We start from the raw sequence: 16,732 nt of genomic DNA on the forward strand, positions 1-16,732 counted from the left end.
GATCGCGCTCACCGGCACCGAGGAGGATCTCGCGAACACCGGCCTCATCGTCGGCCGCGCCATCCTGCCGATGCTCGCGAGCACGGCGCCGAGCGCGGCGGCGGCCGTCGCGGCGGTGGGGGAGGCATCCGTTGAATACAAGCTCGATGGCGCGCGAATCCAGCTGCACCGCTCCGGAGACGTCGTGCGCATCTTCACCCGCAACCTCGCGGACATCACCCATCGACTCCCCGAGATCGTCGAGGTGGCGAAGCGGATGCCGGTGCACGACGTCGTGCTCGACGGTGAGACCCTCGCGCTGGACGAGAACGACGCGCCCCGCCCGTTCCAAGACACGATGTCGCGGTTCGGTGCGGATGTCGCCAGGCTGATCGCCCTGCGTCCGTGGTTCTTCGACGTGCTGCACGTCGACGGGCGTGACTTGATCGACGAGCCACTCTCCGCGCGGCTGGCCGAGCTGGCGCGGATCGCTCCCGAGCACCGCGTCCCCGGCGAGGTCACGGCCGACCCGGAAGCCGCGGAGCGGATCAGCCGCGAGGCGATCGCCGCCGGCCACGAAGGCGTGATGGTGAAGGGGATCGACTCGGCCTACGCCGCGGGCCGCCGCGGCGCGAGCTGGATCAAGGTCAAGCCCGTGCACACGTTCGACCTCGTCGTGCTGGCCGTCGAAAAGGGCTCGGGCCGGCGTTCTGGCCTGCTGTCGAACATCCACCTCGGTGCTCTCGACCCGGTGGGGGAGTTCGGCGAACCGGGCGAGTTCGTCATGGTCGGCAAGACCTTCAAGGGCATGACCGATGCCACCCTCGCGTGGCAGACCGAGTACTTTCCGACGATCGAGACGAGCCGCGACGACTATACGGTGAGCGTGAGGCCCGTCACGGTGGTCGAGATAGCGATCGACGGCGTGCAGCGCTCGCCGCGCTACCCGGGTGGCATAGCCCTGCGCTTCGCGCGCGTCAAGGCGTACCGCGACGACAAGCGGCCCGAAGATGCCGACACGATCCAGACCCTGAGAGGGATGCTGCGCACATGAACGGATGCCGCACATGAACGGATGCCGCGCATGAGCGATGCCACGCACGAGAACGCCAGGGTCGGGGTCGTGTCGGTCGGTGTCGCCGGGGTCCTCGGCCCAGACGCCATCGCCCGGATCGCCGCCGCGACGGAGCGCGCGGGCTTCCACGCGCTGTGGGTCAACGACACCCCGGGTGGCGACTCGATCGCGGGGTTGCGCGCGGCCGCGGAGGTCACCGAGACCCTGAGACTCGCGACCGGCGTGATCCCGCTGGACCGACGTCCCGCTCGCGAGGTGGGCGAAGCACTCCGGGTAGCCGCGCTGCCCGGTGATCGCCTGGTGCTCGGCATCGGATCGGGGAGCGTGTCGCGGGGAGCCCTGGCGCTCGTGCGAGAGAGCATCACGCTACTGCGAGACGCCACGCCGGGCGCGCTGCTCGTCGGGGCGCTCGGACCGAAGATGCGCGAACTCGGCTCCCGCGAGGCCGACGGCGTGCTGCTGAACTGGGTGACGCCGCGAGTGGGCGCCGACCAGGCCGCCGAGCAGCGTGAGCTGGTCGCGCCGCGACCGACTCGCGTCGTCGCCTACGCCCGCACCATCGTCGACGCGGCGGCCCGCGAGCGGCTCGAGCGCGAGGTCTCGCGCTACGCGACGGCGCCGAAGTACGCCGCCAACTTCGTGCGACTGGGAATCGACCCGTTCGCCACGGTGCTTCCCCAGCCCGGCGACGACGACATCCGCCCGGGGGTGGCCGCCTTCGCGGCCGCCGTCGATGAGGTCGTACTCCGGGCCATCGTGCCGGATGACGACGTGACGTCTTACCTCGATTTCCTCGAGCAGGCCGCACAGGCACTCGAGGTCCGCGGCCGGCCATAGCGCGACGCTCAGGTGGCGCCGAGCTGCTCCCGCCAGTCGCCCGGGACTCTTTCGGCTGGTCCCGGCACCGACTGATCGAGTGGATGATGAGACGGCGGCGCGAGCTCGAGCCCGCGAAAGAACTGCTCGTCGAGATAGTCCCACGACCAGTCCTCGTCCGGTTCGAAGCTCTGCACGATGCGGTGGCCGGTCTCGGTGAAGTGCGCGCTCGCATGACGGTTGAGCGAGTTGTCGCAGCATCCGACGTGCCCGCACGCCGCGCAACGACGCAAGTGCAGCCACCAGCTGCCCATCCGGTCGCACTCGACGCAGCCGGTGCCGCTCGGCGGAACCGTCCGGTCGATGAATCGCGACACGTCGCTCATGGCCGCGTCCCGTGCGGGGTGGTGCGCCGGGCCTCCAGCCCGTCGAGCAGGAGGTCGAGCCCGAACTCGAACTCGGTCTGGTCGTCGCACCAGCCGAGAGTCGAGGCGGGGTCGTCGTGCACGACCTCCGCGAGCATCGCGGCGAGGTGCGGCACGAAATCCGCCATCTGGGCCAGGTCCGAGCCGCTCATGCCGGAGTCGTCGTTCTCGACCTTCATCTCCTGGACGAACCCGTACATCCGGCTTCCGAGCGCGTGCATCGCGTGGTGGATGAGGTCGTTCGACAATCCGCCGGCCTGCATGATGCCGACGACGCCGTCGATGTAGCGGGCCATCGTCGGTGCGAGTGCTCCTCGCGACTCCATCACCGGGGGCACCCACGGGTGCCGCAGCAGCACGCGTCGCGCGTCGAGGATGCGGGCTCGCAGCGCCGGTTGCCATGACTTATCGGCCGGGGCCGCGAAACCGCCGACCTCGGCCTCGATCTCGCTGAAGGTGAGTTCGATGACGCCGTCGAGGATCGCGTTCTTGTTCGGCAGGTGGTAGTAGAGCGACATGGCCTCCACGCCGAGCTCGTCGGCAAGGCGGCGCATGGTGAGCGCGTCGAGGCCATCGCGATCGGCCAGCTCCATCGCCGTCCTCAGCACCCGATCCCGGGTGAGCGGCGTGCGCTCCGCGAGCTTGCGTGACGGCATGTCGACCCCCTCCCGGTTCCACCGTACAACGTCAGGTAGACCCCTGGACGGATGATCTCGAGGGGAGTATCTTACGGTGTAATACATACAACGTAAGGGAGTCAGGATGGCGATGACGGAGCACACCCAGCACGGCACGACCACGAGCCCGCCGGAGACGATGCGAGCCGCGGTGTATCGCCGGTTCGGCGGCCCCGACGTCGTCGAGGTGGTGGAGTCCGTGCCCCGGCCACGCGCCGGAGTCGGCGACGTGCTCATTCGCGTGCGCGCCTCGACGGTGAGCGTCGCCGACCAGCGGATGCGGAGCCGCCGCGTACCGCGAGGACTCGGGCTGCTCGTCGGGCCGGCTCTCGGGTTCTTCCGCCCTCGCCGGCGGATCTTGGGGATGGACGTCGCCGGCGTCGTGGATTCCGTCGGCCCCGGTGTGACCGAGTTCACCCCCGGCGATGAGGTGATCGCCCTGCGCGGCCAGCGTTTCGGCGGCCACGCGGAGTACGTGACCGCGCCCGCGACCGGCGCCATCGCCCTCAAGCCCCGGAACCTCTCGTTCGAAGAGGCCGCGACGCTCGTGTTCGGCGGACACACCGCGGTGTCGTTCCTCGACCTGATCGAGCTGCGCGAGCGCAGCGAGGTGCTCGTGAACGGGGCATCCGGAGCCGTCGGCACCGCCGTCATCCAGCTTGCCGCCCGCCAGGGCGCCCGCGTGACGGCCGTCTGCAGCGGGGGAAACGCCGACCTCGTCCGGTCACTGGGCGCCGACACGGTCATCGACTATGCCAGGCAGGACTTCGCCGATACGGATGCGCGATACGACGCGATCATCGAGTGCGTCGGCAACGCACCCTTCGCCCGTGTGGCGCCCCTCGTTCGGCCGGGCGGCGCCATCCTCAACGTCATCACCGACCTCGCCGGGATGCTGGCAGCCAAGCGTCGGTCCCGCAGGAGCGGGATCCTCGTCGCCTGCAACGGTGCCCCGGTGAGCGGCGACACGCTGCGACGGCTCACGGCGCTCGCCGAAGCCGGCGACTTCCGCCCGGTCATCGACCGCGTGTACGACCTCGACGACATCGCCGACGCGCACCGCTACGTCGACACGGGGCGCAAGCGCGGCAATGTCGTCCTGCGCATCAGCCAGGTCAGATCGCCGCGGGTTCAGGCGTCGGCGGCCTGGGCCGAGTAGTCCGGCAGCTCCTGCAACGTCCAGGTGTTGCCGTCCGGGTCATCGAACGAGACGAACCGACCCCACGCCTGATCATCGACTCCGTTCGCCTCGACGCCGACGGAGCGCAAGTGCGCGAGCGCCTCGTCGGCGTTCGGCACCACCACCTGGATCGTGTTCTGCCGGCCGGGCTCGAGGTCGATGCCCAGCCCCGATCCGAAGGCGATGGAGCACGCCGAGCCGGGAGGGGTCATCTGCACGAACCGCAGGCCGTCGTACGGCACCTGGTCGTGATCGGCGTTGAAGCCGACCTTCACGTAGAAGTCCTTTGCGCGGTCGACATCCGTGACCGGCACGAAGATGAGTTCGATCTTCCAATCCATGGCGCTGTGCTCTCTCTTCCCTTTTCGGCATCCCGACCAGGATCGCCTCTCGCATCCACGCTAGGGAAGTATGCGGACAGATGCCGTCCTCAATGAACGCCCTGCCGCGGGCCTGCAGCGACCAGCGAGCGCGCGAGCGTCGTCGATCCGGCCACCGCCCCGGGCATCGTCAGGATCGCCCCAAAGGGGATCATGAAGCACAGCTGGGTCGCGACCCCGAACCCGAGCACCCGGGCGCGATTGGCGCGGAGCAGCTCGCGCCGCGCATCGGCGTCCAGCCCGCGGGCCGTCAGCGCTCGCGACGCGAGTTCGTCGGCGAGCAGCCACCCGGTGAACAGCACGCCGAAGACGAACCCGAGCACGCCGCCGACGAGGGGGACGAGACCGAGCAGTCCGGCGACGGCGGCGATCCCCGCGCCGCGCGCGACCAGGGAGAGCCCGTCGCGGATCGAGCGCCAGAGGCCGTAGTCCGCATCGGGCACGCCGGAGCCGAGGTCCCGCTCGACCGAGCGCCAGATGCGGTCGTAGAAAGGCTCGCCGACGATCAGCGTCAGTGCCGTGAACGAGACCGCGAGGATGACGAGCGCGGCGCCCAGCATGGCCGTGCCGATCGCGGCCCGGATCACGCTCGGCCAGATTCCGGGCCATCCGTCGGCGAAGGGGGTCATCGCCTCGGTGACACCGGGAAGCGCCACACCGAACGACACGAGGCCCGCGATTGCGAGAACCGCGACGATCGCCGCGGGAATCAGGCCCCGCGCCATCAGCTGCGGCCGGCGGCGCCAGTAGGCGAATCCGCGGGCGAGCGATGCGATCCCTCCGACGAACTCGCGCACCCGACAAGCCTACGGCGGCCCGGGCGCGGTGTGGGGCTCAGGGCTCGCGCGTCAGTTCCAGCGCCGTGACCCCCGTCATCCCGAACCAGACGCGTCCGCCGTCGCCCTCCACGATCGTCGCGAGCACGCCGTCGCACTGCGCGCATCGGGCGACCGTGCCCATCGCGGTCGCGTAGACGATCGCGCGGGCGATCGCCCCGTGGATGCCGCACTGCGAGCAGCGGGCGTCGGTGGCCGTGGCATCCCAGCCCAGCAGGTCGGCGAGCCGGCCCGCGAGCACGTTGCCGTCGAGTCGCGTCATCATGAACCTCCGAATCGCTCGGTGCGCACGTGGCCGGGGGCGTGACCGTCCTCCACCAGCCACGATGCCACCGTCTCGACGAACGGGGTAGGCCCGCAGACGTAGACGAGGGGTCGGGATGCCGCGGGCACCGCTGCGGCGTTCAGCACCGCTCGGGTCACCCGGCCCGCGGGAGCCGGCCATCCGATGGGTGTGCGGCGGGTGTAGACCAGGTCGAGCCGCAGGGATGCCGCGGCCAGCGCGGCGAGTTCGTCCCTGAAGAAGACGTCGTCGGGCGTCCGCACCGAGTAGAGCAGCCGAAACTCGGTCGCGTCGCCCGCGGCGGCGTGCGCGGCGGCCATCGCGAAAAGCGGCACGACGCCCGAGCCGCCCGCGATCAGCTGCACGGGGCGGAGCGACGCGTTCTCGACGGGAGGCGTCCACACGAAGAACGCACCGAGAGGGCCGTGCAGCTCGAGCTGGTCGCCCGGCCGCAGGTCGTGCACGAGGAAGGGCGACACCTCGCCGTCGGGCAGCTCGTCGACCGCCAGCTCGACGCGCGTGCCGTCGCCCGACGACGCGATCGAGTAGGAGCGTGTCGCCTGATACCCGTCCGGGGCCGTGAGGCGGACATCGAGGTGCGATCCGGCTTCGTTTCCGGGCCAGGTGGGTACGTCGAGCACGATGCGACGGGCGGTCGTGGTCTCGGGGCGCGACTCGACGATGGTCGCGACGTGCCAGGCCGCCGCTCGGCGTCGTCGCACGGGCGGCCGGTCCGTCGGAGCGGCGCGCTCCGGAGCGCTCACGGGAACCGCCCGCTCACGGAAACCGCCCGTCACGGGAACCGCCCGTCACCAGTACCGCCCGTCACCAGTACCGCTCCTCCTGCCAGGGGTCGCCGCGCAGGTGGTATCCGTTCTGCTCCCAGAATCCCGGGTCGTCGGAGGGCATCGTCACCAGGCCCCGAATCCACTTCGCGCTCTTCCAGAAGTAGAGGTGCGGCACGAGCAGTCGCGCGGGGCCCCCGTGCTCGGGATCGAGGGGCTCGCCGTCCGCCTCGAACGCGATCCAGGCTCTCCCGTCGAGCAGGTCGTCGAGGGGGACGTTCGTCGTATAGCCCCCGTAGGAGTGCGCCATGACGTAGTCGTGGCTCGTCTCGATGTGCTCGAAGATCTTGTCGAGGGGAACGCCCCGCCACGGCATCTCGAGCTTCGACCAGTGCGTGACGCAGTGGATGTCGGTGGTGACGTCCTCGATGCCGAGCGCGCGGAGTTCATCCCACCCCCAGCGGTGCCGGCCGTTCTCGGTCGTGACGACGAACTCCCACTCCTCGGGCGCGATGTCGGGGGTCGGTCCGGCCGAGAGCACCGGCCAATCGGAGACGAGCGTCTGACCCGGCGGGAGGCGGGGATCGCGATCGCCTCGCCGACCGGAGAAGCCCCGAGTGATGAACGACATGACACCCCTTCCGCCTGGGCCTTCAGACTAGCCATGCGGATGCCGGGGTGTCACGGTGCCGCGTCTTCACCGCCTCATAGGCTGGGGCGAGCCCGACGGCGGGCGAGGACGTTCGGAGGACCGATGCAGCTCGTCAGCACCTCGACCCAGCGCACGTACCGGTACCTCCGCCTGTCCATCGTCGGCGCCGTGGTGCTCCTCTTCGCCGCTCTCGGGCTCACGATCGCGCGGTTCGGTGCGATCGATTCGATCAGCGCGGCGTACTACACGCCGGCGCGCGACATCTTCGTCGGATCGGTCTTCGCCGTGGCTCTCGCGCTCATGGCGCTGTCGGGCCGGAGCGTGTCGCAGGCCCTGCTCGACTACGCGGCCATCGTCGCCCCGCTCATTGCGATCGTCCCCGCTCCGCTCGAGCCGGGGGATGTCCCGGCAGATGCGCCCGACATCGGGGTCGGCGTGATCTCGCTCGTGATCGTCGCCGCATGCGGGGCCGTTCTCGCGTTCGTGCTCGCGCTCGTGCAGCGGATGCTGAGCGTCGCGCTCGGGGTCGCCCTCGCCATCGCGGCGGCGATCGTCGTCGCGGTCGCGGTGTGGTGGGTGGCCCAGCCCGAGTCCTTCCTCGCGTGGGGACATGTGGTGGCGGCGTTCACATTCTTCGCGCTGATCGCGGCGGTGGCGGCGATCGCCGCGTGGTCGGTCCACGAGACGAGCCGTGCGGATGTCGCGTCTGTGTTCCGCCTGCTCTATTCGATCGTCGCCGTCGGCATCATCGCCGCGCTTGCGATGCTGCTGGCCGTGATCGCGCTCGACACTCAGGGCATCGATCTCGTCGAGCAGACGGGAATCCCGCTCGTGTTCATCGGCGAGGTCGTGGCGCTCGTGCTGTTCGCGGCGTTCTGGCTCATCCAGACGATCGAGCTGTGGGATGCCACGAACCCATCGCTTCGTCCGCGACCGTGAACGCGAAGCTCCGTCATGGTCTCGACGGGGCGAATCGGGCCTGCCATCGGGTCTGTCCGGTACCGTCGAGGGATGATTCGGTGGAGCATTCGTGGCCGGTGACGTTCGCATGAGCTTTCGCTCCTTCGGCATTCCCGGGGCGGCGCGACTCGTCGTGCTGGTGGGCGTGGGCGCCGCCGTGGCGATCGACCCCCTGCCCGCCGTGACCCTGTCGCGCGACATCCGGGTGGTGGCGCTGGGGCTGGATGTCCGCGAGATCGAGGACCCGGGAGCCTACGGCGGCGAGACCCCCGCGGAGCTGACCGCGCAGAAGGTTGCGACGCTGATTCGCGCGGAGCTGGACCACCCGCAGGCTACCGCGGGCCTTGTCGCCTACCGCGGCGGGGGAGACGTGGCCCTGCGGGCGGCGGCCGTTCTCGGGGAGACGATCGATCGGCTCGCGCTGGTGGCAGTGCCGCGACCCGAAACGGCGTTCGACCGGGAGGAGCTCGCCAGGGTGCTGGCATCGATCCCCGCGGAGACGCTCATCGTGAATGGCCAGCGGGACGAGGCGGCGGCAGCGGAGGATGCCGAGTGGTGCGAGGAAGGCATCCCCGCTTCGCGCGTCGAGATGGTGCCGGGCGATGGACCGCTCGCGCTGCCGGATGTGTGGGACCGCGTTCTGACGCACGTCGCACCCGGCACGAAGCGCCGGTAGGCGCCGAGCCCCTTCATCGCCCCGCGACTCAAAAGGGCGGTGGTTGCGTGGTGACATGTCCGGTGGGGGTGGTGACTTCGACGCTGCCGTCGGAGCGGCTGCGGTAGGCGAAGGTGGTGCCGTGCCGGGCGGCGTGATCCGGTGGGCATAGGGGTCTGAGATTTCGGGCGTTGGTGAGTCCGCCATGTGCCCAGGGGCGGTCGTGGTCTATGTCGGCGTCGAGGGCGAGTCTCGTGCAGCCATCGCGGGCGCAGGTGCCGTGGGTGAGGATGAGGTGGTCGCGTTGCGCGGTGGTGGGCCGGTAGCTGCGCCGGTCCACGTCGAGGATCACGCTCCGAACGGGGTCGGTGATCACCCGGTGGAACGCCTTCGCGTCGAGGAACAGCTGCTTCGCGGTGAGCGGATCCACCGGGCCGTGTCCGACGAGGCGGGCCTGCTCGGCCGTCCCGCCGCACATCCCGCACCGGTCCCCGTCCGTGGACGCGCCGGCGAGGAGCGCGACGGGAATCGTCACGAAGATCTTGGTTCTCACCGCGGTGGGCGTGCCGTCGCCGCGCAGCCAGGCACCGAGCAGGTCGGCACGGATCTGGTCGCGGGTGCGGGTTTCGCGAGGGTCTTTCTGCACGTGTTTCGCGGTGGAGGTGAGCCGGCGTTTGATCGCGAGCGCATCGATGGTCGGCAGGTAGGCGGATAGCCACGCCATCCCGTCGCCGGCGTCCTCGACCATGACCCGACGGCGCTGGAGGGCATCCGCATGCCGGACATCGGCGGAGCGCGGGTCCAGGCGATCGAGCAGCGTGTTCAACCGACGGCGGAACGTCGCCGGCGTGCACGTGACCACCCATTCCGAGGTGGCGGCATCCACGATCGCCCGGGCTTCTGCCGCGGCCGCGCGTTCCTCGGCATCCGCGTCCTCGCGCACAGCGAGGCGGAGCAGCCCGGTCACGGTCGTCTCGAGAAGGCTGAAGAGCGCGAATCCATCGAGCGCGCGCCGCCACAGCCACGGCAGGTTCTGCTGCGCGGTCTCGGCGACGTGCGCCAGGTTGCGAACCTCATGCTCCGTGACCTGCAGGCGCAGCGCGACATCGAGTATCACGGCCCGCTCCGCGATCTCCGACGCCGGTCCACCCGTCAACTCGGTGAAGATGAAGGGATTGCGGCGCGCCAGCGCGATCGCGTCCACGATGCCGGCGGCCAGGCGGGCCGCCCGGCGGTTCGTCTCCATCCGATCGGCGACCACATCATCGAGAACCCCGGTGACCACCGTCAGCGCGTCACGCGTGGCCGGTGGGCGGCCATCGTCCTCAGAGAGGGCGTCGATGGATGGGCTGCTCATGCCTTCGACAGTAGAACATACCTCCGACATTCGAGAGGCCCGCGGCGCGGGCGTAGCCTGCCGCCGGCGTTCTGCCCGACTCTCAGGGCCACGTCCCGCCTATGCCCTCCGCGATCGCATCGCGCGGGTCTGGCTCACCGCCCGGATCCCGGCAAAGCCGCTCGTACTCCTCCGACCCTTGCGCGACGCCCGCGACGCCCGCGACGCCGATCGCGCACAATGTCCGTATGCGCATCGTCGTCCTCACCGGAGCAGGCATCTCGGCCGAGAGCGGGGTGCCGACCTTCCGCGGTGCCGACGGCCTCTGGGAGGGCCACCGCGTGCAAGACGTCGCGACGCCGGAGGCCTTCGAGCGCGACCCCTGGATCGTGCAGGGGTTCTACGACGCGCGGCGCCGGGCCGTGGCATCCGTCTCGCCCAACGCCGCGCATCGTGCCCTCGCCCGGCTCGAAGGGGCCCTCGGCGACGACCTGCTGGTCGTGACGCAGAACGTCGACGACCTGCACGAGCGGGCGGGCAGCCTCAACCTCGTGCACATGCACGGCGAACTGCGCAAGGCGCTCTGCACCCAGTGCAACGCCCGCGTGCCGTGGGACGGCGATCTCGCCGGCGATCCGCCGTGCCCGGCCTGCGGCGCACATGCCCTGAGGCCGGATGTCGTCTGGTTCGGCGAGATGCCGTACGAGCTCGAGCGCATCGAGGAGGCCGTCGTCGCGTGCGACCTGTTCGTCGCCATCGGCACGTCGGGGGAGGTGTATCCCGCGGCGGGGTATGTCGCGCTCGCCGCGGCGTTCGAGGCGCACACCCTCGAGCTCAACCTCGCGCCCGCGGTGGGCGTCGTCCCGTTCGACGAGGTGCGCGCGGGTCCGGCGACCGAGGTCGTGCCCGCGTGGGTCGAGGAGGTCGTAGCGGATCGCCGACGCTCGTAGCCGCACCGCGCGGGCCGGCGCTCAGTCGCGGGTCGACACCGTCACGGTGAACTTCGCGTTGCGCGCGACCTGCCGGGTCGGGCCCACCAGGCGATCGAGCGCGGAGCGGTACGCCAGCGGCGAGTTCCAGACGGCCCAGAGCTCCCCTCCGGGCGCGAGCACGCGCCCGGCCTCGGCGAACAGGGGCTCCGCGACGCCGCCCGGCACCGCCGCGCCCGCGTGGAAGGGCGGGTTCAGCGCGATGAACGACGCGCTCGCCGATGGCCGGGACTCCAGTCCGAGATCGCGAATCACCTCGATGCGTGCGGCGACGCCGTTTGCCGCGGCGGTCGCCCGGGTCGAGGCGACCGCCGCCGCGGACTGATCGGTCGCGAGAACGTGCAGCGCCGGATGCCGCATGGCCAGCCATGCGGCGATGACCCCGGTGCCGCACCCGAAGTCGATGGTGTCTCCCTCCGGCGAAGGGGTGGCCCCGGCATCCGTCAGCTGCTCGAGCAGGAAGCGGGTGCCGATATCGAGCGACGCGCCGGCGAAGGCCCCGCCGAAAGCCCTGACCGACAGCGGATGCTCGAGGCCGGGCACGGTGACCGATCCGGTCCGCGGCTCGGGATCCCGCCCATCGATGGGCCCTCGAGCGATCAATGCCCGTGACTTCTGCCGGGCATGCGTCACATCGAGCGTCGAGAACGACCGCCGCAGCACGTCGTTCATGGCGACGCTCATGTGCTTCACGCGTCCGCCGGCGTAGACGACGACGTCGGGGTCGGCATGTGCGGCGATCAGCGCCGCGATGTCGCCGAGGGCATCGAGCGCGCGGGGCAGCCGAAGAAGCACGACGCGCGCCCCCGCGACCAGCTCGCGGTCGAGGGGCAGCGACCGGAACGATTCCGACATCCCGAACTCCCGGGCGTTGGCCGCGAGGGCCAGCTCACCGGCGAGGGGGTCCTGATGAACTCGGATGCCGGTGGCTCCGGCATCCGCGGCGCCCAGGGTGAGCGCCCCGTGCCCGTCGCCGATCACCACGATCGTGCCCGCAGGTGCGGCGCTGCGGGCTCCGGCCGACTCGTCGAGGATCAGGCGATCGGCGGCGTCGGAGGCCAAGAGCCCGGGTGCCTCGACATCCGGCCATCGGCGCAGGGCGTCGGGGGAGTAGGGGCGGGGCACGGTGCCATTCTCGCGCACGACCCGCGGCGCCGATGCGCCTACTCGCGCAGGCGGACCAGCAGCACGTGCCCCGTCTCCTCGAGCTCGGCGATCGCGTCGCGCTCCTTGAGGAAGTCGGAGAAGGAGCGGAAGCCGAGCGCCTTCTCGCTGAACGACGGGTCCATGCGGCGCATGTGGGTCTTCACGGCAGAGCTGTGCAGCCACTCCGCGTCATCCTTGTCGTGGCCCAGGCGCAGGGCGCGCTCGAGGAGCTTCGTGGCGACCTCCTGCGGGTCCTCCACCGACTCGTCGGCTTCGGGTGTCGCCTCGGCGGCTTCGGGTGTCGCCTCGGCGGCCTCGGGCGTCGCCTGGGCGGCCTCGGGCGTCGCCTGGGCGCCGTCGGTGCGGGCCGCGACGGACTTGGACGTCGCGCGGCGGTTCGTGCGCCTGGGCGGAGTGGCCTGCCCGAGCGCCTCGATGAGGGTGGCCTCCACGTCGGCGGGGCCGGGCGCGGGAGCGTCGGCAGTCGCCTCGACGGATGCCGGGGCTTCGGCGGCCTCGGCGGCCTCGGCGGCAGCGGTATCTTTCGCCGGAGTCTTCGCCCCGGCCCGCCTGCCGCCCGCGCGGGTCTTCGTCGCCGGAGCAGCGGATTCGGCGGCATCCTCGGCCGGCGGCGCTGCCGCGGCGGCCCTGCCCCTGGTGGACGATCTCCCGGAGGTCTTGGCGGCCGCCTCTTTGGCGGCGGCATCCTTCGCGGGCGTCTCCTTCGCCGCGGCATCCTTCGGCGACGCGTCCTTGGCACCTCCGTCCCTCGCGGGCGCCCTCGTGATGGCGGGTGCGCGCACCATGCGGGGAACGCCCGGAAGCGAGTCATAGGCCTCGAACTCGTCGCATGCGGCGGCGAGCGACTTCGCGGTCGACCCGGCGACGCCGATGCCGACGACGTAGCGCCCGAGGCGCTTGCAGCGCTGGGCGAGGGGCACGTAGTCGGAGTCGCCCGCGACGATCACGACGTGATTGAGGTCGGGAAGACGGAACATGTCTTCCACGGCATCCACGGCGAGGCGGATGTCGGCACCGTTCTTCGCGTACGCCGCCGCCGGGAAGAGCTGAACGAGGTCGACGGCGCGCGCGACCAGCTGGCTGCGGTACACGGCGTTGACGGGCGAGGACCAGTCCGCGTAGGCGCGGGTGAGCACGAGCGTGCCGAAGGATGCCGCGTAATCGATGATCGCGCCGACGTCTATCGTCGCGCGCGCGAGGCGCTCGGCGATCTCAGGATCGTCCGGGGTCTCGAGGATGCGCTGGCGGTCGCGCCCGTAGGAGTTTCGGCCGTGCACGCGGTCGTACCAGGAGATGACGATGTTGTCGAAGTCGAGGTAGACGGCCACGCGGGCGTTCTGTGAGTCGGGCATGGTTCCAGTGTGACAGGCGGGCCGTCGGCCCGGCGCCCCTCGCCGCCGCCTCTCGCCGCGCGGCGCGCGGTCAGCGACCTCCGGGGTAGACGAGGCCGATCTGCCTGCGGATCTCGTCGAGCGTCCCCATGATCGCGACGGTTTGGTCGATCGGCAGGATGTCGCCCCCGTGATCGCCCTCGGCGACCAGACGCTCGGCGGCGAAGGCCTGGTACTGCATCCCGCGGCTCGCGACATCCGATGCGTACGACTCGAGCACCGCCCCGTCGGGCGCGACGACGCGGAACGAGGTCGGGGAATACCAGACCCCGTCGATGTCGATCCGCGCCTCGGTGCCCAGCACCGTCGCGGTGTTGGGGCCTGCCGCGACCGAGGACGAGAACGTCGTCGCGATCTGCCCGCCCGGGTAGGTGAAGACGGTGGCGACCTCGGCGTCGACGCCGGTCTCCGTGAAGCGCGCCGAGGCCTGCACGGTGGCCGGCGCCCCGAGCACGTCCCACGTGAACGACACGGGGTAGATGCCGAGATCGAGCAGCGCGCCGCCGCCGAGCTCGATGGCGTTCAGCCGGTGCCGAGGGTCGTCGCTGATCTTCTGCGTGTGATCGGCCATCACGCCGCGCACGTCGCCGAGCACCCCCGAGGCGATGATCTCGCGGATGCGCACCATGTGGGGCAGATACCGCGTCCACATCGCCTCCATCGCGAGGAGCCCCTTCGCGGCCGCGAGGTCGCGGATCCCCGCGGCCTCGGCGGCGTTGAGGGTGAACGGCTTCTCGACCAGGACGTGCGTGCCGCTCTCGAGCGCCAGGGTCGCGTTGTCCACGTGCGCGGGATGCGGCGTCGAGACGTAGACGATGTCGACATCGGGATCGGCGACCAGCTGCTCGTACGACCCGTAGGCGCGGGGGATGTCGAACTCGGCCGCGAACGCGTCGGCCGACGCCTGCGACCGCGAGCCGACGGCGATCAGGTCGAGGCCGCTGGCGCGAAGGTCGCGGGCGAAGGCGTGGGCGATCCCACCCGTGGCGAGGATGCCCCATCTGAGGCCGGCGGAGCGGGGTTCGGTCATACTCTCACCGTAGCGGCCACCCTCAGGCCATCGGCCGGGGCGCCTCGTCCGAGACACCGCACACGAACGCGAGGATGCGCAGGCCCGTGTCCTGGATCACGGGGCCGTGCCCGAACGACCAGTCGGCATCCGTCGCCCGCAGCGTGTGGCCCGCCAGGACGGCGCGAATCTCCAGCGGAGCGGCGCCGGTGCGATACAGCACAACGGCGCCGATCGTCATCGGGTCGACCTTCGCGGCGGTGCCCACCTGGCGCGCGAGCTCGAGCTGCGCCGTGACGGCCCGGGAGAGCGCACGGATCGGACGTCGCTTTCCCGTGCGCACGCGCTCCGCGAGTTCGCGGAGGTCGCCGCTTGCCGCGTCGGATGCGAGCCCGGCGCGCTCGGCGAACTCCCGGCCGAGGTCCCGATCGCCGAGGAGCATCGACTCGGTCGCCGCGATGACGTCGGCCAGAGCCACCCGTCGGTCGGACGTGACGGCGGATTCGTCGGCAGCCGCGCGCTGTGACAGCGGAAGGAAGCGACCGAGGTCGGACATGCCCCGAGCCTATGCCGCACAAGCCATGTCGCGTGCGGCGACCGGTCGATTCTCACCCGCGGAGCAAAGCGGCAGGATGTGACGTCACATTCCCGGCGGGTGTAGTTCCGCGATGTGCGGCCATAATGGGTCCAGAACGGATGTGACCGTGCACACGATCGTGGAGGCGCACATGAGCGACGCCGGGCGCGGGAGACCGCCCAGCATCCGCGATGTCGCGCGCCTCGCCGGGGTGTCGCACCAGACGGTGTCGCGCGTTCTCAACGATCACCCGAGCATCCGCGACGCGACCCGCGCCCGCGTGGTCGAGGTGATGCAAGAGCTGCAGTACACCCCGAATCGCGCGGCGCGGGCGCTCGTCACGAGCCGCTCCCAGACGATCGGCATCCTGTCGGCGTCATCGAGCCAGTACGGGCCGGCATCCAGCATCGCGGCGATCGAAGCAGCCGCGCGGGAGCAGGGCTACTGGGTGAGCACGGCCAACATCGACTCGTCCGACCCCGACTCGATCGTGGCGGCCCTCACGCATCTTTCGGCGCAGTCCGTGGAGGGACTCGTCGTCATCGCGCCCCAGGTCCGGGTGTTCCGGGCGATCGCGGCGATGCACATCGACGTGCCGTACGTCACCCTCCAATCGACCGAGATCGACGAGGAGCGAGCCCTCTCCGTCGACCAGATCGCCGGCGCCCGGATGGCGACGCGGCACCTCATCTCGATCGGCCACCGCGCGATCTACCACCTCGCCGGCCCACAGGACTGGATCGAGGCGGAGGCCCGGATGCGCGGATTCCTCGAGGAGATGAGCGCGAACGACGTTCCGACGACGGCGCCGATCCTGGGGGACTGGACGGCCGAGTTCGGCTATTTCGCGGGGCGCGAACTGCTCAGCGTGCCCGACTTCACGGCGATCTTCGCATCGAACGACCAGATGGCCCTCGGACTGCTGCATGCGATCCGCGAAGAGGGACTGGACGTTCCGCGCGACATCAGCGTTGTCGGGTTCGACGACATCCCTGAGGCAGCGCACTTCTGGCCGCCGCTGACCACGGTGCGGCAGGACTGGAACGAGCTGGGCCGCCGGTGCGTCGCCCTTCTGCTCGGCGGCGCGGCCGGGGCGTCCGTCGGCGCGCGCCAGACGATCGTGCCCGAGCTCATCGTGCGCCGTTCCACGGCGCCGGTCGGCCGCTGACGCGACCCGTTACGAATCCGAGATGTAGTCCCGCTTGACAGCTCGGCGGGGGACGTGAGTAACATAACCCAATGTGAACGGTCACATTGGGAGAGCCTCCCACCGACCGATTCTCACGAAAGACCTACCGGCTCATGAAGGAGTGTTCCGTGCCCGCTCGCAACGACGCCGCGCACGCCCTTCGTTTGGTCCTCCGAACCGCCGCCCACGCGGCCCTCGGCCGACGCGTTGCGGGAGCCGCCGCGTGAGCTCGTACGGGCCCAAGGTCGAGGTCGCGATCGCGCGGGTCCGTGCCGAGGTGGCGGGGTTGCATGCGGAGTTGGTGCGGTATGGGCTGGTGGTGTGGACGGGTGGGAATGTGTCGGGCCGGGTGCCGGGTGCGGATTTGTTCG

General features: G+C 70.8%; 19 protein-coding genes and 2 pseudogenes. 8 read left to right on the forward strand and 13 right to left on the reverse strand.

Features of this window, described 5'->3' with window-relative positions; genetic code table 11:
• On the forward strand, nt 1-1,033 hold a 1,033-nt coding region (locus VNT50_RS02310), incomplete at its 5' end, for an ATP-dependent DNA ligase (protein WP_325483494.1).
• A 30-nt stretch (nt 1,034-1,063) separates the two neighbouring features.
• The gene (locus VNT50_RS02315; protein ID WP_325483495.1) at nt 1,064-1,891 is read left to right on the forward strand and encodes an LLM class flavin-dependent oxidoreductase; all 828 of its coding nucleotides are present in this window, start codon (nt 1,064-1,066) and stop codon (nt 1,889-1,891) included.
• 8 nt (nt 1,892-1,899) lie between these two features.
• Here the strand turns inward: VNT50_RS02315 and VNT50_RS02320 are convergent, their stop codons facing one another.
• Nucleotides 1,900-2,256, reverse strand: a complete 357-nt coding sequence (locus VNT50_RS02320) for a UBP-type zinc finger domain-containing protein (RefSeq protein ID WP_325483496.1) — start codon at nt 2,254-2,256, stop codon at nt 1,900-1,902.
• Nucleotides 2,253-2,951 carry a TetR/AcrR family transcriptional regulator gene (locus VNT50_RS02325; RefSeq protein ID WP_325483497.1) on the reverse strand — a complete coding sequence of 233 codons (699 nt, stop codon included), beginning with the start codon at nt 2,949-2,951 and terminating at the stop codon, nt 2,253-2,255. Before VNT50_RS02325 ends, VNT50_RS02320 begins: the two co-directional genes overlap by 4 nt.
• A 112-nt stretch (nt 2,952-3,063) precedes the next feature.
• On the opposite strand from VNT50_RS02325, the gene VNT50_RS02330 reads away from it, so the two are divergent.
• Nucleotides 3,064-4,131, forward strand: coding sequence for an NAD(P)-dependent alcohol dehydrogenase (locus VNT50_RS02330; protein ID WP_325483498.1), 1,068 nt, complete (start codon nt 3,064-3,066; stop codon nt 4,129-4,131).
• On the opposite strand, the gene VNT50_RS02335 is transcribed toward VNT50_RS02330, so the two are convergent.
• The 5 genes from VNT50_RS02335 to VNT50_RS02355 form a co-directional block, all read right to left on the reverse strand.
• On the reverse strand, nt 4,104-4,493 hold the full coding sequence (locus tag VNT50_RS02335) for a VOC family protein (protein WP_325483499.1): 390 nt from the start codon (nt 4,491-4,493) through the stop codon (nt 4,104-4,106). The genes VNT50_RS02330 and VNT50_RS02335 overlap by 28 nt on opposite strands.
• Before the next feature lie 89 nt (nt 4,494-4,582).
• On the reverse strand, nt 4,583-5,329 hold the full coding sequence (locus VNT50_RS02340) for an EI24 domain-containing protein (RefSeq protein ID WP_325483500.1): 747 nt from the start codon (nt 5,327-5,329) through the stop codon (nt 4,583-4,585).
• A gap of 37 nt (nt 5,330-5,366) precedes the next feature.
• Entirely contained in the window at nt 5,367-5,633 is a 267-nt protein-coding gene (locus tag VNT50_RS02345; RefSeq protein ID WP_325483501.1) for a DUF6510 family protein, read from the reverse strand.
• Nucleotides 5,630-6,373, reverse strand: a complete 744-nt coding sequence (locus VNT50_RS02350) for an FAD-binding oxidoreductase (protein WP_325483502.1) — start codon at nt 6,371-6,373, stop codon at nt 5,630-5,632. Before VNT50_RS02350 ends, VNT50_RS02345 begins: the two co-directional genes overlap by 4 nt.
• Nucleotides 6,374-6,476: 103 nt before the next feature.
• Nucleotides 6,477-7,067, reverse strand: a complete 591-nt coding sequence (locus VNT50_RS02355; protein ID WP_325483503.1) for a molybdopterin-dependent oxidoreductase — start codon at nt 7,065-7,067, stop codon at nt 6,477-6,479.
• A gap of 123 nt (nt 7,068-7,190) precedes the next feature.
• On the opposite strand from VNT50_RS02355, the gene VNT50_RS02360 reads away from it, so the two are divergent.
• Complete coding sequence (locus VNT50_RS02360; protein ID WP_325483504.1) at nt 7,191-8,027, forward strand: hypothetical protein; 837 nt, start codon at nt 7,191-7,193, stop codon at nt 8,025-8,027.
• Nucleotides 8,028-8,136: 109 nt separating this feature from the next.
• Complete coding sequence (locus VNT50_RS02365; RefSeq protein WP_325483505.1) at nt 8,137-8,724, forward strand: hypothetical protein; 588 nt, start codon at nt 8,137-8,139, stop codon at nt 8,722-8,724.
• A 28-nt stretch (nt 8,725-8,752) separates the two neighbouring features.
• Here the strand turns inward: VNT50_RS02365 and VNT50_RS02370 are convergent, their stop codons facing one another.
• Complete coding sequence (locus VNT50_RS02370) at nt 8,753-10,060, reverse strand: HNH endonuclease signature motif containing protein (RefSeq protein WP_325483506.1); 1,308 nt, start codon at nt 10,058-10,060, stop codon at nt 8,753-8,755.
• A 227-nt stretch (nt 10,061-10,287) separates the two neighbouring features.
• On the opposite strand from VNT50_RS02370, the gene VNT50_RS02375 reads away from it, so the two are divergent.
• Nucleotides 10,288-10,989, forward strand: coding sequence for an NAD-dependent deacylase (locus tag VNT50_RS02375; RefSeq protein ID WP_325483507.1), 702 nt, complete (start codon nt 10,288-10,290; stop codon nt 10,987-10,989).
• A 21-nt stretch (nt 10,990-11,010) separates the two neighbouring features.
• On the opposite strand, the gene VNT50_RS02380 is transcribed toward VNT50_RS02375, so the two are convergent.
• The 5 genes and pseudogenes from VNT50_RS02380 to VNT50_RS02400 form a co-directional block, all read right to left on the reverse strand.
• Entirely contained in the window at nt 11,011-12,153 is a 1,143-nt protein-coding gene (locus VNT50_RS02380) for a class I SAM-dependent methyltransferase (protein ID WP_325483508.1), read from the reverse strand.
• 38 nt (nt 12,154-12,191) lie between these two features.
• Nucleotides 12,192-12,980, reverse strand: a complete 789-nt coding sequence (locus VNT50_RS02385; protein WP_325483511.1) for an OST-HTH/LOTUS domain-containing protein — start codon at nt 12,978-12,980, stop codon at nt 12,192-12,194.
• Between the two features lie 2 nt (nt 12,981-12,982).
• Nucleotides 12,983-13,547 (reverse strand): annotated as a pseudogene (locus tag VNT50_RS02390) (NYN domain-containing protein); the annotation flags it as partial.
• A 70-nt stretch (nt 13,548-13,617) separates the two neighbouring features.
• Nucleotides 13,618-14,616, reverse strand: a complete 999-nt coding sequence (locus VNT50_RS02395; RefSeq protein WP_325483509.1) for a Gfo/Idh/MocA family protein — start codon at nt 14,614-14,616, stop codon at nt 13,618-13,620.
• Between the two features lie 22 nt (nt 14,617-14,638).
• Nucleotides 14,639-15,151, reverse strand: coding sequence for a hypothetical protein (locus VNT50_RS02400; RefSeq protein WP_325483510.1), 513 nt, complete (start codon nt 15,149-15,151; stop codon nt 14,639-14,641).
• A gap of 172 nt (nt 15,152-15,323) precedes the next feature.
• On the opposite strand from VNT50_RS02400, the gene VNT50_RS02405 reads away from it, so the two are divergent.
• Both VNT50_RS02405 and VNT50_RS02410 read left to right on the forward strand, forming a co-directional pair.
• Nucleotides 15,324-16,340, forward strand: a complete 1,017-nt coding sequence (locus VNT50_RS02405) for a LacI family DNA-binding transcriptional regulator (RefSeq protein ID WP_325483512.1) — start codon at nt 15,324-15,326, stop codon at nt 16,338-16,340.
• Nucleotides 16,341-16,584: 244 nt separating this feature from the next.
• A pseudogene (locus VNT50_RS02410) lies at nt 16,585-16,732 on the forward strand (L-ribulose-5-phosphate 4-epimerase); the annotation flags it as partial.

Origin of the sequence: Microbacterium sp. (assembly GCF_035554235.1) — a bacterium.
In the GTDB taxonomy this organism is placed as follows: Bacteria; Actinomycetota; Actinomycetes; order Actinomycetales; family Microbacteriaceae; genus Microbacterium.